The organism is Variovorax sp. Soil_C_17 (assembly GCF_057657265.1).
On sequence record NZ_JBDGIT010000001.1, the window covers coordinates 1,068,596 to 1,084,244 of the forward strand.

General features: G+C 68.4%; 14 protein-coding genes. 9 read left to right on the forward strand and 5 right to left on the reverse strand.

From position 1 onward, the window contains the following. The first annotated feature begins 95 nt into the window (after positions 1 to 95). Entirely contained in the window at positions 96 to 1,205 is a 1,110-nt protein-coding gene (locus AC3A6Y_RS05085; protein ID WP_487867134.1) for an ABC transporter substrate-binding protein, read from the forward strand. Positions 1,206 to 1,287: 82 nt separating this feature from the next. Here AC3A6Y_RS05085 and AC3A6Y_RS05090 read toward each other — a convergent pair whose 3' ends face one another. Then, positions 1,288 to 2,823 (reverse strand): YifB family Mg chelatase-like AAA ATPase, encoded by a 1,536-nt coding sequence (locus AC3A6Y_RS05090; protein WP_487867135.1) that lies wholly within the window; start codon positions 2,821 to 2,823, stop codon positions 1,288 to 1,290. A 158-nt stretch (positions 2,824 to 2,981) separates the two neighbouring features. On the opposite strand from AC3A6Y_RS05090, the gene AC3A6Y_RS05095 reads away from it, so the two are divergent. From AC3A6Y_RS05095 to glcF, 6 genes are all read left to right on the forward strand, one after another. Continuing rightward, positions 2,982 to 3,803, forward strand: a complete 822-nt coding sequence (locus tag AC3A6Y_RS05095) for a TorF family putative porin (protein WP_487867796.1) — start codon at positions 2,982 to 2,984, stop codon at positions 3,801 to 3,803. A 67-nt stretch (positions 3,804 to 3,870) separates the two neighbouring features. Continuing rightward, on the forward strand, positions 3,871 to 4,209 hold the full coding sequence (gene glnK / locus AC3A6Y_RS05100) for a P-II family nitrogen regulator (RefSeq protein ID WP_309960609.1): 339 nt from the start codon (positions 3,871 to 3,873) through the stop codon (positions 4,207 to 4,209). A 26-nt stretch (positions 4,210 to 4,235) separates the two neighbouring features. Beyond that, positions 4,236 to 5,771 (forward strand): ammonium transporter, encoded by a 1,536-nt coding sequence (locus tag AC3A6Y_RS05105; RefSeq protein ID WP_487867136.1) that lies wholly within the window; start codon positions 4,236 to 4,238, stop codon positions 5,769 to 5,771. A 133-nt stretch (positions 5,772 to 5,904) separates the two neighbouring features. Continuing rightward, the gene (locus tag AC3A6Y_RS05110; RefSeq protein ID WP_487867137.1) at positions 5,905 to 6,828 is read left to right on the forward strand and encodes an SMP-30/gluconolactonase/LRE family protein; all 924 of its coding nucleotides are present in this window, start codon (positions 5,905 to 5,907) and stop codon (positions 6,826 to 6,828) included. Positions 6,829 to 6,857: 29 nt separating this feature from the next. Beyond that, complete coding sequence (glcE, locus tag AC3A6Y_RS05115) at positions 6,858 to 7,952, forward strand: glycolate oxidase subunit GlcE (protein WP_487867138.1); 1,095 nt, start codon at positions 6,858 to 6,860, stop codon at positions 7,950 to 7,952. Position 7,953: 1 nt separating this feature from the next. Continuing rightward, positions 7,954 to 9,180 (forward strand): glycolate oxidase subunit GlcF, encoded by a 1,227-nt coding sequence (gene glcF, locus AC3A6Y_RS05120; protein WP_487867139.1) that lies wholly within the window; start codon positions 7,954 to 7,956, stop codon positions 9,178 to 9,180. Positions 9,181 to 9,331: 151 nt separating this feature from the next. On the opposite strand, the gene AC3A6Y_RS05125 is transcribed toward glcF, so the two are convergent. Continuing rightward, positions 9,332 to 10,753, reverse strand: coding sequence for an NHL repeat-containing protein (locus tag AC3A6Y_RS05125; RefSeq protein ID WP_487867140.1), 1,422 nt, complete (start codon positions 10,751 to 10,753; stop codon positions 9,332 to 9,334). Positions 10,754 to 10,996: 243 nt separating this feature from the next. Here AC3A6Y_RS05125 and AC3A6Y_RS05130 point away from each other — a divergent pair, with 243 nt between their 5' ends. Further along, positions 10,997 to 11,434, forward strand: coding sequence for a carboxypeptidase regulatory-like domain-containing protein (locus tag AC3A6Y_RS05130; protein ID WP_487867141.1), 438 nt, complete (start codon positions 10,997 to 10,999; stop codon positions 11,432 to 11,434). 10 nt (positions 11,435 to 11,444) lie between these two features. Here the strand turns inward: AC3A6Y_RS05130 and AC3A6Y_RS05135 are convergent, their stop codons facing one another. The 3 genes from AC3A6Y_RS05135 to lplT are packed head-to-tail and all read right to left on the reverse strand — an operon-like array spanning position 11,445 to position 14,159. Beyond that, the gene (locus AC3A6Y_RS05135; protein ID WP_487867142.1) at positions 11,445 to 11,930 is read right to left on the reverse strand and encodes a glutathione peroxidase; all 486 of its coding nucleotides are present in this window, start codon (positions 11,928 to 11,930) and stop codon (positions 11,445 to 11,447) included. Next, entirely contained in the window at positions 11,927 to 12,841 is a 915-nt protein-coding gene (locus AC3A6Y_RS05140) for a DMT family transporter (protein WP_487867143.1), read from the reverse strand. The genes AC3A6Y_RS05135 and AC3A6Y_RS05140 overlap by 4 nt, the downstream gene beginning before the upstream one ends. 13 nt (positions 12,842 to 12,854) lie before the next feature. Next, positions 12,855 to 14,159, reverse strand: a complete 1,305-nt coding sequence (gene lplT / locus AC3A6Y_RS05145; protein WP_487867144.1) for a lysophospholipid transporter LplT — start codon at positions 14,157 to 14,159, stop codon at positions 12,855 to 12,857. Between the two features lie 160 nt (positions 14,160 to 14,319). Between lplT and alr the strand changes: the two genes are divergently transcribed. Beyond that, positions 14,320 to 15,408 (forward strand): alanine racemase, encoded by a 1,089-nt coding sequence (gene alr, locus AC3A6Y_RS05150; protein WP_487867145.1) that lies wholly within the window; start codon positions 14,320 to 14,322, stop codon positions 15,406 to 15,408. The last annotated feature ends 241 nt before the right edge of the window (positions 15,409 to 15,649 follow it).

Consider the following 15,649-nt stretch of genomic DNA (forward strand, 5'->3'; position numbering starts at 1 on the left):
AAGGGTTTCTTCCCGAACGGGCCAGGGGCAAGGTTGGTAACAATTGTTCACAACTGTGCCGCGCATTTTCAGCCCGGCCCCTCTTGGAAGAGCCCATGAAAACCGTGCGAGTTCTCTGCTGCGCTGCTGCGCTCGTCCTGAGCGCCGCGAATGCAACAGCCCAGATCCTGATCGGCCAGTCCGCCGACATGTCGGGGCCCGTCGCGGCCAGCGTGAGGGAGACCATCGCCGGCTCGCAACTGGTCATCGACCACGTCAATGCACAGGGCGGCATCCACGGCGAGAAGGTCGAGGTGATCCGCCTGGACGACGGGCTGGACCCGAAGCGCTCGGCGGAGAACTCACGCATCCTGATCGAGGACAAGAAGGTTCTCGCGCTGCTGCTCAACCGCGGGACGCCCAATGCGCTGGCCGTCATTCCGCTGCTCGACAAGAGCGGCACCCCGCTGATCGGGCCGTCCACCGGTGCCATGTCGCTGCACAAGCCGGTGCAGAAGCTCGTGTTCAACGTCCGCTCCACTTACCAGCGCGAGGCCGAGAAGGCGGTCCTGCATCTGCACACCGTGAGCATGCAGCGCATCGCCGTGGTCCAGGCCGACGACTCCTTCGGCAAGGATGCGATGGAAGGTGCGATGAAGGGCTTCGACAAGGCGGGCCTGAAGCCGGTCGTGCTGGCGCTGGCCGATCGCAACAAGCCCGACTACGCCACCATCGTGCCCAAGCTCACTGCCGCCAACGCGCAGGCCGTGCTGTGGATCGGCTCCGGCACCGCCGTCACCGAAGGCATCAAGGCGCTGCGCGCGGCGGGTTCCGCGGCGCAGGTCATCACGCTGTCGAACAACGCCGCCTCGGGTTTCATCAAGGAGCTGGGCAACGCCAGCGGCGGCGTGGTGGTCATGCAGGTGCTCCCCTCGGAGCGCGCGATGGCGCATCCGCTGATCAAGGAGGCCTCGGACCTGGCCAAGGCCAAGGGCGACATCGAGCTCTCGCCGGCGCTGCTCGAAGGTTTCGTCGCCACCAAGGTACTGGTCGAGGCGCTGCGCCGCACCGGCCCGAAGCCGACGCGCGCCAAGCTGCTTGCGGTGCTCAACGACTTCCGCTACGACACGGGCGGTGGGCTGGAGGTGGCTTACTCGCCGCAGGATCACACGGGGATTGACTACGTCGACCTGTCGATCATCAGCGGGGGGCGGTTCAAGCGCTGAGTTGTCGCGTGCGTTGTTTCATGCCGATGCACGCGCGAACGAGGAAACATCGGCAAAGGATCGGCAACTGCAGGTCCCACGCTCAGGCGCCCACCTGCAACGCACGCCGGTACTGCACCGCCTCCGCCACATGCCCCGCCTGCACCGTGCCGGCGCCGGCCAAGTCGGCGATCGTGCGGGCCAGCTTGAGCGCGCGATGGGTGCCGCGCGCCGACCAGCCCAGCCGCGACGCCGCCGCATGCAGGAACTGCAGCGCGGCGGCATCGAGCTGCGCGTGGCGGTCGATCTCCGCGCCTTGCAGCGCCTGGTTGGCCTTGCCCTGCCGGCGAATGGCGCGCTCGCGGGCTTCGACCACGCGTACACGCACCTCGGCGCTGGCTTCGCCCGCGGGGGTGTCCAGCAATTCGGTCGCCGGCAGTGCGGGCACCTCGATGTGCAGGTCGATGCGGTCCAGCAAAGGCCCGCTGAGCTTGCCCTGGTAGCGCGCCACCTGGTCCGGCGTGCAGCGGCAGGACTTGAGCGAGGAGCCGAGCCAGCCGCAGGGGCAGGGGTTCATGGCCGCCACCAGCTGGAAGCGGGCCGGGAACTCGGCACGCCGCGCCGCTCGCGCGATGGTGATGTTGCCGGTCTCCAGCGGCTCGCGCAGCGCCTCGAGCGCGCTGCGCTGAAACTCGGGGAACTCATCGAGGAACAGCACGCCGTTGTGCGCCAGCGAGATTTCTCCCGGCCGGGGCGGCGAGCCGCCGCCCACCAAGGCCACCGCACTGGCGCTGTGGTGCGGGCTGCAGGTCGGCCGCACGCGCCAGCGCTCGACGGCAAAGCGGCCCTGCAAACTGGCCACGGCGGCGCTCTCCAGCGCCTCGTCCACGCTCATCTCCGGCAGGAGGCCGGCGAAGCGCTGGGCCAGCATCGACTTGCCGGAACCCGGCGGGCCCACCATCAGCAGGCTGTGCTGGCCTGCCGCGGCGATCTCCAGGGCGCGTCTCGCACCCGCATGACCCTTGACCTCCGCCAGATCGGCGACGGCCGCCGGCGGCCCGGCGGGGGCGGGCAATGCCCGGTGCCAGCCATCGTCCGCCGCCTCGCCCGGCGCCGGTCCGCCCGGCAGGAACTGCCGCACCACATCGAGCAGGTGGTCCGCACCGTAGATCTCGGCACCGGGCACCAGGGCGGCCTCGCGCGCGCTTTCGGCCGGCAGCACCAGCCGCGTCGCGACGCCGCGGCCATGCAGCGCCAGTGCCATCGCCAGTGCACCACGCACGGGCCGCAGATGCCCTGACAGCGAGAGCTCCCCCGCGAACTCGTGGCCGGCCAGCCGTGCCGCCTCGATCTGCCCGGCGGCCGCCAGGATGCCCAGCGCGATCGGCAGGTCGAAGCGGCCCGAGTCCTTCGGCAGGTCGGCCGGCGCCAGGTTGACGGTGATCCTCTTGTTGCTCGGGAATTCGAGGCCGGCGTTCTGGATGGCGGCGCGCACGCGCTCGCGCGCTTCCTTCACCTCCACATCGGCCAGGCCCACCAGCGTGAAGCTGGGCAGGCCATTGGCCAGATGCACCTCGACCGTGACATTCGCCGCTTCCAGGCCCAGCAAAGCACGGCTTTGCACCAAAGACAGACTCATTTTTCTCCCTTTTCACCAAGATGGTGCAACCATCATTCGTTCATGCGTCTCCATGCACCTCTCTCAGGCTCCGCGGCTCGCGGCTGCGAGATTTGGCACGCTCCCTGCTTTGAAGCGGTATCCAACCATTTCAAAACCGACCGAGGAGTCTCCCGATGATGCACCGTAAAACCGCGTCCGCCTTGGCAGTGGCCGCTTTGGCAGCCCTTCCAATGCTGGCGAGCGCCCAGCTGACGGGGAACGTTTCCCTGACCAGCAACTACAAGTTCCGGGGCCAGGACCAGGACGTCCTCGGCAGCGGCGGCTTCGCCAAGACCAAGGGCTTCAAGCCCGCCATCCAGGGCGGCTTCGACTATGCGTTCGGCGAGAGCGGCTTCTACATCGGCAACTGGAACTCCAGCGTCAACTGGCTCAACGGCAACAGCATCGAGAGCGACATCTACGGCGGCTACAAGTTCAAGGCCGGCGTGTTCGACCTCGACTTCGGTGTCCTCAGCTACATCTACCCGGGCAACGCCCGCGGCAACACCACCGAGCTGTACGGCGCAGCCACCTATGCCAACGAGGCCGTCGGTTCCTTCACCTTCAAGTACTCGCACACCGTCTCCAAGGACTACTTCAACTACGCCGGCGAGCGCGACGGCTCGGGCCTCAAGGGCCGCAACACCGGCTACTTCAATCTCGCCTACACCAAGGAGATCGTGCCCAAGGTCACGCTGAAGGCGGCGGTGGGCTACACGCACATGAGCAGCGACATCCGCAGCCTGGGCTACAAGAGCTACGTGGACTACAACGTGGGCGCCTCCTACGACTTCGGCAACGGCCTGTCGCTGGCCGGCTCGGTGCAGGGCGCCAACAAGAAGAGCTCGTACCTGCTGGTGTCCAGCCCGGGCATCGACGTGGGCTTCGGCCCGGTCGGCCAGCAGACCTGGTCGCCCAACAAGGCGCGGTTCATCGTTACGCTGACCAAGACGCTCTGACGCGGCCACGCGTCCCGTCCCGATCCATCCTGAGGAGAAACATCGTGAAATCTGTGGGGGAAACATCATGAAGCTGGTCACAGCCATCATCAAACCATTCAAGCTCGACGAAGTGCGCGAGGCGCTTTCGACGATCGGCGTGCAGGGCATCACCGTGACGGAGGTCAAGGGCTTCGGTCGCCAGAAAGGCCACACCGAGCTCTATCGCGGCGCCGAGTACGTGGTCGACTTCCTGCCCAAGGTCAAGATCGAAGCCGCCGTGGCCGACGATCTGGTCGAGCGCGTGATCGAGGCGGTCGAGAGCGCCGCGCGCACCGGCAAGATCGGCGACGGCAAGATCTTCGTCTACGACCTCGAGCAGGTCGTGCGCATCCGCACAGGGGAAACCGGCCGCGAAGCCCTTTGACTTCGAGGCACGAAAGAAAAGATCCAATGAAAAAACTGCTTGTCTCTCTCGCCCTCGGGCTGAGCGTGCTCGTCGCCGGCACCGCCGGCTTTGCCCAGACCCCGCCGGCGCCGGCCGAAGCGCCTGCTGCCTCGGCCCCGGCTGCGGCCGCGCCGGCGGCACCCGCCGCAGCGGCTCCGGCCGCCCCGGCCGCCGCAGCGCCCGCCGCCGATGCAGCGGCGGCAGCGCCCGCGCCTTCGTTCAACAAGGGCGACACCGCCTGGATGCTGCTGTCGACGCTGCTGGTCATCATGATGACCATCCCCGGCCTGGCGCTCTTCTACGGCGGCCTGGTGCGCAGCAAGAACATGCTGTCGGTGCTGATGCAGATCATGGTCACCTTCTCGATGATCGTGGTGCTGTGGCTGATCTACGGCTACAGCCTGGCCTTCACCGAAGGCAATTCCTTCATCGGCGGCTTCGACCGGCTCTTCATGAAGGGCATCTTCGACTCCGCCACCGGCACCTTCGCGCCGGCCGCGACCTTCAGCAAGGGCGTCTACATCCCCGAGCTGCTGTTCGCCGCCTTCCAGGCCACCTTTGCCGGCATCACCTGCTGCCTGATCGTGGGCGCCTTCGCCGAGCGCATCAAGTTCTCGGCCGTGCTGCTCTTCATGGCGCTGTGGTTCACCTTCAGCTATGCACCGATCGCGCACATGGTCTGGTTCTGGATGGGCCCGGACGCCTATGCCAACAAGGACGTGGTCGACGCCATGAACGCCAAGGCCGGCCTCATCTGGCAATGGGGCGCGCTCGACTTCGCCGGCGGCACCGTGGTGCACATCAACGCGGCCGTCGCAGGCCTGGTCGGCGCCTTCCTGATCGGCAAGCGCATCGGCTACGGCCGCGAAGCCTTCACGCCGCATTCGCTGACGCTCACGATGGTCGGCGCGTCGCTGCTGTGGGTGGGCTGGTTCGGCTTCAATGCGGGCTCCGCACTCGAAGCCGGCACCAGCGCCGTGCTGGCCTTCATGAACACCTTCTCGGCCACGGCCGCGGCGGTGCTGGCCTGGTCCATCGGCGAAGCGCTGATGAAGGGCAAGGCCTCGATGCTGGGTGCCGCTTCCGGCGCCGTCGCCGGCCTGGTGGCCATCACGCCGGCAGCCGGCAACGTCGGCCTCATGGGCGCGATCATCATCGGCTTCGTCGCCGGCTTCGCCTGCCTGTGGGGCGTCAACGGCCTCAAGCGCATGCTCGGCGCCGACGACTCGCTGGACGTGTTCGGCGTGCACGGCGTGGGCGGCATCGTCGGCGCATTGCTGACCGGCGTCTTCAACACCCAGGCGCTCGGCGGCCCCGGCCTGGTGGGCGACTGGGTCACGGCGGGCATCGTCTCCAACGGCATCGGCACGCAGGTCTGGATTCAGCTCAAGGCCGTGCTGCTGACCGTCGTCTGGTCCGCCATCGTCTCCTTCGTCGCCTTCAAGATCGTCGACCTCACCGTCGGCCTGCGCGTGAGCGAAGAGGAAGAGCGCGAGGGCCTGGACATCTCGTCCCACGGCGAAACCGCCTACAACCGCTGAGGCGAATGCGGGCCGCGACGCGCGGCCCGCATCCATCGACTGCAAGAACAATTCAAAGCAAGAGTCTCCTTTGGATGTTCGGCCCGCAAGCGCCCCGGCGCGAGCGGGCCTTTTTTTTGGCTAAGCTGCCGGCATGTGGACCGCCCTCGACGACAGCCTCTGCCAGCTCGGCGAATCGCCCTTCTGGCACCCCCATGAGCGCTCGCTCTACTGGCTCGACATTCCGGGCCGCGCCGTGTTGCGCACCCGCGGCGAGATCGCGGGCAAGCCGACGGTCGAGCGCTGGAGCCTGCCGACCGAGCCCGGCTGCATGGCGCCCGCGGCCCGCGGCGGCCTGGTGATCGCACTGCGCGACGGCATCTACCGTGCGCGCAAATGGGGCGGGGCGCTCACCGTTCTCGCGCACGTGGACCACGACGCGCGCAGCATGCGCTTCAACGACGGCAAGTGCGACGCGCAGGGCCGCTTCTGGGCCGGCACGCTCAACGAGGCCAAGGACCGCGCCAGCGGTGCGCTCTACTGCCTCGATGCGCGCGGTGGCCGCGCGCCGCAGCTGACCCGCATGGCCGAAGGCGTCACCACCGCCAACGGCCTGGCCTTTGCGCCCGGTGCCGACGCGATCTACTGGGCCGACACCGCCGCGCACTGCGTGAGCGTGTGGGATTGGGATGCAAAGGCCAATCGACTCGCGCGTCCCCGCGTCTTGCGCCAGTTCGAAGCCAAGCCAGAGGGCTGGCTCTCGGCTTCCGCGAAGCGCTACCAGGGGCGGCCCGATGGCGCCACCGTCGATGCCGAGGGCTGCTACTGGGTCGCCATGTTCGAGGGCGGGCAGTTGCTGCGCTTCTCGGCCTTGGGCGAACAGCTGTCGGCGCTGCCCGTGCCGGTGCAATGCCCCACCATGCCCTGCTTCGGCGGCGACGATCTGCGCACGCTGTTCGTCACCAGCGCGCGTCGCGGGCGGCCTGCCGATGAACTCGAGCAGAGGCCGGCTTCCGGCCAGGTGATCGCGATGCGCGCGGAAGTGTCAGGGCTGCCCGTCCATTTCTTCGCGGAATGAAGCCGGCAGTGGGCGCTACCATCGCCCACATGGATCCAGCCCTTCGCCAGATCGCCGAGCGCATTCGCGCCGCCGCCGCCGAGCGCACGGTGCTGCGCATCCGTGGGGCCGGCACCAAGGACTTCTATGGCGAGCCGCCGCGCGGCGAGCCGCTTTCCACCGGCGAGCTCCGGGGCCTCGTGAGCTACGAACCCAGCGAGCTCGTGGTCACCGTGCGCACCGGCACGCCGCTGGCCGAGCTCGAAGCGGCATTGGCGGCGCAGGGCCAGTGCCTGCCTTTCGAACCGCCGCGCTTCGAGGAAGGGGGCACGGTCGGTGGCATGGTCGCCGCGGGCCTCAGCGGCCCCGCGCGCGCCAGCGTCGGCGCCGTTCGCGACTACGTGCTGGGCGCCCAGCTTCTCAACGGCCGCGGCGAGCTGCTCAGCTTCGGCGGCCAGGTCATGAAGAACGTCGCCGGCTACGACGTCTCGCGCGTGCTGGCCGGCTCGCTGGGCGTGCTGGGGCTGATCGCGGAAGTCAGCCTGAAGGTGCTGCCCGTGCCGCCGGCCGAAGCCACGCTGGTCTTCGAATGCCACCAGGCCGATGCGCTGCGCCTGCTCAACGGCTGGGGCGGTCAGCCGCTGCCGCTCGATGCCAGCCGCTGGACGCATGAGCAGGGCCAGGGCCGGCTTTGGCTGCGCCTGCGCGGTGCGACCGCCGCGGTGGCGGCGGCCTGCACCCGCCTCGGCGGCGAGCGGCAGGACGATGCGCAGGCCCGCAGCGACTGGGAGGCGGCCCGCGATCACCGGCTGCCCTGGTTCGACGCGCGCCAGGGCCAAGAGCTGTGGCGCCTCTCCGTCCCGCAGACCGCGCCGGTGCTTCCGCTGGAGGAGCCGCCGCTGATCGAGTGGCATGGGGGCCAGCGTTGGTATCGGGTGGTGCCCGGCGAGGGCGAGCGGCTCAGGGAAGCGGCCCGTTCCGCGGGCGGGCATGCAACCTTGTTCAGAACCGCCGACGGCGCCGGCACCGCGACGCGCCGCTTCGATGCCCTGAGCACGCCGCTCAAGCGCATCCACGAGGCGCTGATGCGCGAGTTCGATCCCCATGCCGTGTTCGATCGCGCACGGCTCTTCCCCCCAGCTTGAGATGCAAACCGAACTCGCTCCCGAATTCAAGGGCACGCCCGATGGCGAAGAGGCCGAAGCCATCCTGCGCAAGTGCGTGCACTGCGGCTTCTGCACGGCCACCTGCCCGACCTACCAGCTGCTGGGCGACGAGCTCGACGGCCCGCGCGGGCGCATCTACCTGATCAAGCAGGTGCTCGAAGGCAAGACGCCGACGCGCAGCACGCAGCTGCACCTGGACCGTTGCCTCACTTGCCGCAATTGCGAGAGCACCTGTCCGAGCGGCGTGCAGTACGGGCACCTGGTCGATATCGGCCGCAAGATCGTCGACGAGAAAGTGCAGCGGCCGCCGCTGGAAGGGGCGCTGCGCTGGACGCTGAAGGAGGCGCTGCCCTCGCCGCTCTTCGGTCCTGCGATGAAGCTCGGCCAGTCGGTGCGCGGCCTGCTGCCGGCCAAGCTCAAGGCCAAGGTGCCGGCGCCGCAGCCCGCCGGGGCGTGGCCCACGCGCAGTCATGCGCGCAAGATGCTGATGCTCGCCGGCTGCGTGCAGCCCTCGATGGCGCCCAACATCAACAGCGCGACCGCGCGCGTGCTCGATGCCGCGGGCATCGAGGCGGTGATCGCGCCAACCGCCGGTTGCTGCGGCGCGGTGAAGTTCCACCTGAACGACCAGGAGGGCGGCAAGGCGCAGATGCGCGCCAACATCGATGCGTGGTGGCCCTATGTGGAAGAAGGCGCGGTGGAAGCGATCGTGATGAACGCCTCCGGCTGCGGCGTCACCGTGCGCGAGTACGGGCATGTGCTGCGCGACGAGCCGGCCTACGCGCAGAAGGCCGCGCGCATCGGCGCGCTGACGCGCGATCTGAGCGAGCTGTTGCCCGAACTGGTGCCGCTGTTGAAGGACCGCGTCAAGGCGCCGCCGGGCGTCTACGCCTACCACCCGCCGTGCACGCTGCAGCACGGGCAGAAGCTGCGCGGCGGCGTCGAGGTGAATCTGCGCGCGCTCGGCTTCGACATCCAGGTCGCGAAGAACGAGTCGCATCTTTGCTGCGGTTCCGCCGGCACGTACTCCGTGCTGCAGCCCGAGCTGGCCTATGCGCTGCGCGATCGCAAGCTGGAGCACCTGGACCAGCTACGGCCCGCTGGCATCCTCTCGGCCAACATCGGCTGCATCACGCATCTGCAAAGCGGCAGCGGGCTGCCGGTGCGGCATTGGGTGGAAGTTTTTGACGAAGCACTGCGCTCCTGACTGCGTTTATCCGAACTGCCCTTGAGTCGTCGCAGCCCTCAGCGGAGTCAGCGCACCGGTGTGATCTTGCGGATCGCGTGGTTGCCCGCCTCCGAGACGTAGACATTGCCGCTGGTATCGATCGCGAGAGGAGGTGACGCATTCCGTTCTGTCAGCGCAACGGACTGATCTTGCGAACGCTGTAATCGTCGAGCACGTAGACGTTGCCGCTGGCATCCACGGCGACGTCCAGCGGATCATCAAACTGGGCTGTGGCGCCGAGGCCGTTTTCCGAGCCGCTCGTACCCGAGCCGGCAAGCGTGGAGACAACGCCGTTCGGTGTGATCTTGCGCAGCTTGTTGTTGCCGGAGTCCGCCACGTAGACATTGCCGCTGGCGTCGATGGCGAGACCCCATGGGTAGTCGAATTGCGCGGCGACGCCGGTGCCATCCGCGAAGCCTCTCGTCGAGCCGGCCAGCGTGGTGACGACACCATCGGGCGTGATCTTGCGAATGCGGTGGTTGGAGGCGTCGGCCACATAGATATTGCCCATGGCGTCGACCTTGAGCGCATTCGGCCGGTTGAACGAGGCAGCCGCACCTTGGCCATCGGCGTCCCCTCGGCTCCCGGAACCGGCCACGGTGGTGACCGTTCCGTTCGGCGTGATCTTGCGGATCATGTGGTTGTCATAGTCCGCGACATAGACATTGCCGCTCGAATCGACCGCCAACCCTGACGGTCCGTTGAATTGGGCATCGGCACCGGTGGCATCGGCCCAGCCCTCCGTGGAGCCGGCCATGATGGACGCATCGCCGTTCGGCGTGATCTTGCGTATCACGTCGTTGTCGTAGTCCGCGACGTAGACATTGCCGCCGGCATCCACGGTCACGCCAACGCCGTAGCCGGGCACCGTCGAACCGGCCAAGGTCGTGACCTCGCCGGTCGGCGTGACCTTGCGAACCACGAAGTTGTCAGTGTCCATCACATAGATGTTGCCGTTGCCGTCCATCGCCATGCTTTGCGGGCTGTCGAACCCTGCTGCACTGCCCGTGCCGTCGGCCGAACCCGTCACCGAAGAACCCGCCAAGGTCGAGACCAGCGCCTGCGCTTCGGCGCAGGACACCGAGACATTGCTGACGTCAGCGACGGCGGTGCCATTGCCGTTGGCCACCTGGCAGGCTTGCCACAGAGGCTGGGAGGCGATCGTCACTGCGTAGCCGGTATTGAAGGTCACGGGCGCCGCGAAGCTGAAGGCCCCATTGGCTGCCAGCGTCAGCGCGTCGCCTGCGTTGTTCAGCAGGACCAGCTTGCCGTTGGCGGGCAGTCCTGTGAGCGAGCCGCCAATGACGTAACTGGGAGGGGTCGCACCGGGCGCCGCCGGAGTCTCGGTCGAGGGCGGCGTTTCGGTCGAAGGCGGGTTTGTCGGCGACGTGGGCGGCTGGGCCGTCGAAGGGTCTGCGGATGCGCCCGCCAGGGAAGCCCCGAGCCCGCAGCCTCCGCAACCGCCATCGCCGCCTCCGCCGCAAGCAGCCAAACACAAGGAGAAGATGGCCGCGGCAAGGATGCGGAGTGGCAGGGCGCGATAACTGATCATGGGTTTGTTCGAAGGCATGGGGTCGGCGCCGACTTTGCTGATGCGCGCGGCGCCAAGGCGAAATTCGAAGTGTGGCGAGCGGGCGCGGATTGCTTGCGGTCTTGCGACAATTCGTCAGATTGGCGTGCGTGAGCGGCGCGTGCCCAGCGACGGTTTGATCGCACAAGCGAAGAAGCGCTGGTCCGACCCGGGCCGGGTGGCAGCGCGGCACGATACGCATGTCTTCACTTCGGGAGCAAGAACATGCTCAACCGCCCTCTCCACACCCTGTTCTGCGGCGCTGCGCTCGCATGCGCCTGCGCCGCGGGGACGCTGGCGTCGCACGCGCAGACCGTGGACCCCGGCACCGGCACGCTGCCTGCGATGAAGGTGCAGGGCAACGCGCGCTTCGCCTGCGGCGGCATCGGATCGGACGAGTCCAACGCCATGCGCGCCGCGATGAAGGATCATCCGCTCGCGCTGCTGTTCGCGCGCGCCGGCGGCGAGTACCTGGCCAACGTGGAGGTCACCATCAAATCCGCCGGCGGCGACACCGCGCTCGAGATGCGCGCCTCCGGCCCCGTGTGCCTGGTCGACCTGCCGGCGGGCCGCTACACCGTCGAGGCCCGCACCGAGGGCATGACCAAGACGCACACGGTCATGGTCGGCCGCGGCTCGCAGACCGCGGATTTCCGCTTCTGAGCGAAGCGGCTCAGGACGCCAGCGCCGCCTCGATGTCGCGCGTCATCGAGGCCGGCGTGTCCAGCGGCGCGTAGCGCTTGATGACGCGCCCGTCCTTGCCGACCAGGAACTTGGTGAAGTTCCACTTGATGGCCGTGCTGCCCAGCAGGCCCGGCGCTTCCTTCGCCAGCCACTTGTAGAGCGGCGTGGCGCCGGGGCCGTTGACCTCGATCTTCTCCATCATCGGGAAGCTCACGCCGTAGTTCTGCACGCAGAAGGCGCCGATCTCCTCGTTCGTGCCCGGGTCCTGGTTGCCGAACTGGTTGGACGGGAAGCCGAGCACCGCGAGGCCTTTTCCGGCGTATTTCTTGTGGAGCGCCTCCAGGCCCTCGAACTGCGGCGTGAAGCCGCACTTGCTCGCGGTGTTGACGATCAGGAGCACCTGGCCCTTGTACTTGGACAGCGGCACCTCGCTGCCGTCGATCTGCCGGGCCTCGAAGTCGTAGATGCTGGTCATGATGGCTTGTCCTCCAGGATGCGGGACTGCCGATCATCCTCGCCGCCGTTCGATCGCGCAAACGAGGACCACAGGGCCGCCAGCACGATCAGTGCGCCGCCGGTCCAGATGCGGGCATCCAGCGTGGCCGCGCCCAGCGCCACCGAGGAGACGCTGGCGAACAGCACCTCCGACAGCATGATCACCGCGGTGGCGCTGGCGGCCAGGCGTGCGGCGCCGTACTGCAGGCAGACGTTGGCGAAGACGAAGCCCACGCCCAGCAGCGTCGCCCAGCCCGCCCACCCTGCCACCGCCGGAGGCTGCAGCGGCGGCGGTGCGATGGCGCCGAGCGCGCTGCCGGCCGTCGCGGTGAGCCCCGCCACCAGCGCGCAGCCGGCGAACATGGCGAGCGCGCGCGATTCGCCGGGCGCCGGCCGCAGCCGCCGCAGCAGGATGTTGGCCAGCGCGAAGCTGAAGCCGGCCGCCACGCCCAGCCAGTCGGGCAGGCTCGCCGGCACCGGCCAGTCGGTCCCCGGCGTCTTGAGCACAACCGCCACGCCGGCGAGCGCGAGCGCCATGCGCGCGAGTGCCGAGGCGCTGGGCCGCTCGCCGAGAAAGATCCAGGCCAGCAGCACGCTCCACAAAGGCATCAGGTAGAACAGCAGCACCACCCGCACCACGTCGCCTTGCGTCACGGCCCAGTTGAAGCCCACGTTGGTGAAGCCGGCCGCCAGCCCCAGGAGCCACAGGCCCGGCCACGTGGCGAAGGCTCGCCACGCATCGCGGCGCAGCCATCCCATGGCCACGACGATCAGCGCGTAGATGAGTGCCGTGGCCCACACGGGATGCAGGCCATGCGCCTCCATCTGGCGGAAGGGGAACCAGGAGACGCCCCAGACGAAGGCGTTGAAGACGAGCGCGAGAGCGGGCAAGGCAAGGGCTGGTTCAGTGGTGCTTGTCGCTGCGTGCGATCGCGAGCAGGTGCTCCACCTCTTCCGGAAAGCGCTGCAGGTTGTTGCGATGCCAGCGCTTGATCAGCCACATGAAGCCCGCCACCACCAGCCCGAAGGCGGTGATCGCCGAGTAGGCCGAGAGGCCCAGGCCGGTGCAGGCGCTGTAGAAGGCACCGAGGATCAGGATGCAGGCCTGTTCGTTGAAGTTCTGCACCGCGATCGAGCGGCCGGCACCCATCAGGTTGTGGCCGCGGTGCTGCAGCAGCGCATTCATCGGCACCACCAGGAAGCCGCCCAGACCGCCCAGCAGGATGAGGAAGGGCACCGCGATCCAGATGTTGCCGATGAAGTTCATCCCGATCAACAGGATGCCCATGCTGATGCCCAGCGGGATCACGCGCGTGGCCATGTCCAGGCGCATGCGCATCGACGCCACCACCGCGCCCACGGCGGTGCCGATCGCCACCACGCCGGTCAGCGATGACGCCTGCGCCGTGCTGTAGCCCAGCGCCAGCGAAGCCCAGGCCAGCACGATGTACTTGAGGTTGCCGCCGGCGCCCCAGAACAGCGTGGTGGTCGCCAGCGAGATCTGGCCCAGCTTGTCGCGCCACAAGCGCGAGTTGCAGTGCCAGAAGTCCGGCAGCAGCGCCAGCAGATTACGCAACATGCCTTGCTGCGCATTGGCGCGCAGCGGCCGCATCTCGACGCCGGTGTCAGGGATGCGCGTGTTGAACCAGGCCGCGATCATGTAGACGAGGATCAGTGCGGCAATCGCGGCCTCGGGCGGGGTGTCGATGCCGGTGTCGATCAGCGGCAAGTCCAGCCCGAGCAGGCGGGTCGACAGTGCGTGCCCCACCAGCTGCCCGCCGAGCACGATGCCCAGGATGATCGAGGCGATGGTCAGGCCTTCGATCCAGCCGTTGGCCTTGACCAGCTGCGAGGCCGGCAGCAGCTCCGTCAGGATGCCGTACTTGGCCGGCGAGTACGCCGCCGCACCCAGGCCGACCACGGCGTAGGCCCAAAGCGGATGACCGCCGAACAGCATCATCACGCAGCCCACCACCTTGATCGCATTGCTGATGAACATCACGCGGCCCTTGGGCAGCGCGTCGGCGAAGGCGCCGACCAGCGGCGCCAGTGCCACGTAGAAGATGGTGAAGATCGGGACCAGCGCCGCGCGCTGCCACTCGGGCGCGCCGCCGCTTCGCATCAATTCCACCGCCGCAACGAAAAGCGCGTTGTCGGCCAGCGACGAGAAGAACTGGGCCGACATGATCGTATAGAAACCGCGCTTCATCGATGGGCTGGCTGGCCAGGAGTCGGGCTGCTGGCAATAGTTGAAATTGGCCGCGGTACTGGCGGAAATGCGCGGTTATAGCATGGGGGTGCAATGTCAAAATGAGGTCGCGCCCCATGCTTTCCGGGTGTTTGTCCTCATGTCCTGATCGGGTTTCACCTTGCCTCGTCCCATCCTCGCCACCATCCACACCGCCGCCCTGGCCCACAACCTCGAGCGCGCGCGCCGCGCTGCCGTCGACGCCCGCGTCTGGGCGGTGGTCAAGGCCAATGCGTACGGGCACGGCATCGAGCGCGTCTTCGAGTCCTTCCGCGCGGCCGACGGCTTCGCGCTGCTCGACCTGGCCGAGGCCGAGCGCGTGCGCGCCCTGGGCTGGCGCGGGCCCGTGCTGCTGCTCGAAGGCGTGTTCGAGCCGCGCGACCTGGAGCTGTGCTCGCGGCTGGAGCTCTGGCACACGGTGCACTGCGACGAGCAGATCGACATGCTGGCCGCCCACAAGACGCAGGTGCCGCAGCGCGTGTTCCTCAAGATGAATTCCGGCATGAACCGGCTGGGCTTCTCGCCCGAGCGCTTCCGCGCCGCCTGGACGCGGCTCGACGCGCTCCCGCAGGTCGACGAGATCTCGCTGATGACCCACTTCAGCGACGCCGACGGCGCGCGCGGCGTGGCCCACCAGCTCGAGGTCTTCGAGCGCGTCACGCGCGACCTGCCGGGCGAGCGCACGATCGCCAACAGCGCCGCCACCCTGCGCCATGCCGCCACCACGCGCGCCGACTGGGTGCGCCCCGGCATCCTGCTGTACGGCAGCGCGCCCGACTTCCCCGAGCACGATGCGGCGCATTGGCAGTTGCAGCCGTCCATGACGCTGTCGACGCGGCTGCTCTCGGTGCAGACGCTGGCCCCGGGCGACACCGTCGGCTACGGCTCGCGTTTCACCGCCGAGGGCCCGCTCACCATCGGCGTTGCCGCGGTCGGCTACGCCGACGGCTATCCGCGCCATTGCGACACCGGCACGCCGGTGCTGGTGAACGGCGTGCGCACGCGCATGGTCGGCCGGGTCAGCATGGACATGATCACGGTCGACCTCACGCCGGTGCCCGATGCCGCGTTCGGCAGCGAGGTCACGCTGTGGGGGCGCGCCTCGAACGGGGCCGTGCTCCCCATCGACGAGGTGGCACGGTCGGCCGGCACCATCGGCTACGAGCTGATGTGCGCGGTGGCGCCGCGCGTGCCCGTCGCGGTGGACTGAGGCAAGCGCAGGCCGCTTGAAGATCCTGTCCAACTGGCGCTCGGTGCGCCTCTGGGAAACGCAGGTCGAGCGCGACTTGTCGTTCCGCGGCGGCACGCGCCCGGCCGGTGGAGGCCACGGCGCCGGCGACCTGGAGCCGACCGACGCCTCCGCGAGGGCGCAGGGATCTGGGTTCGAGCGCGTTGGTTGTGTTGAACTGCGAACACAACCAAGTAACAAGCGCAGCGAAGGCGTTGCACGA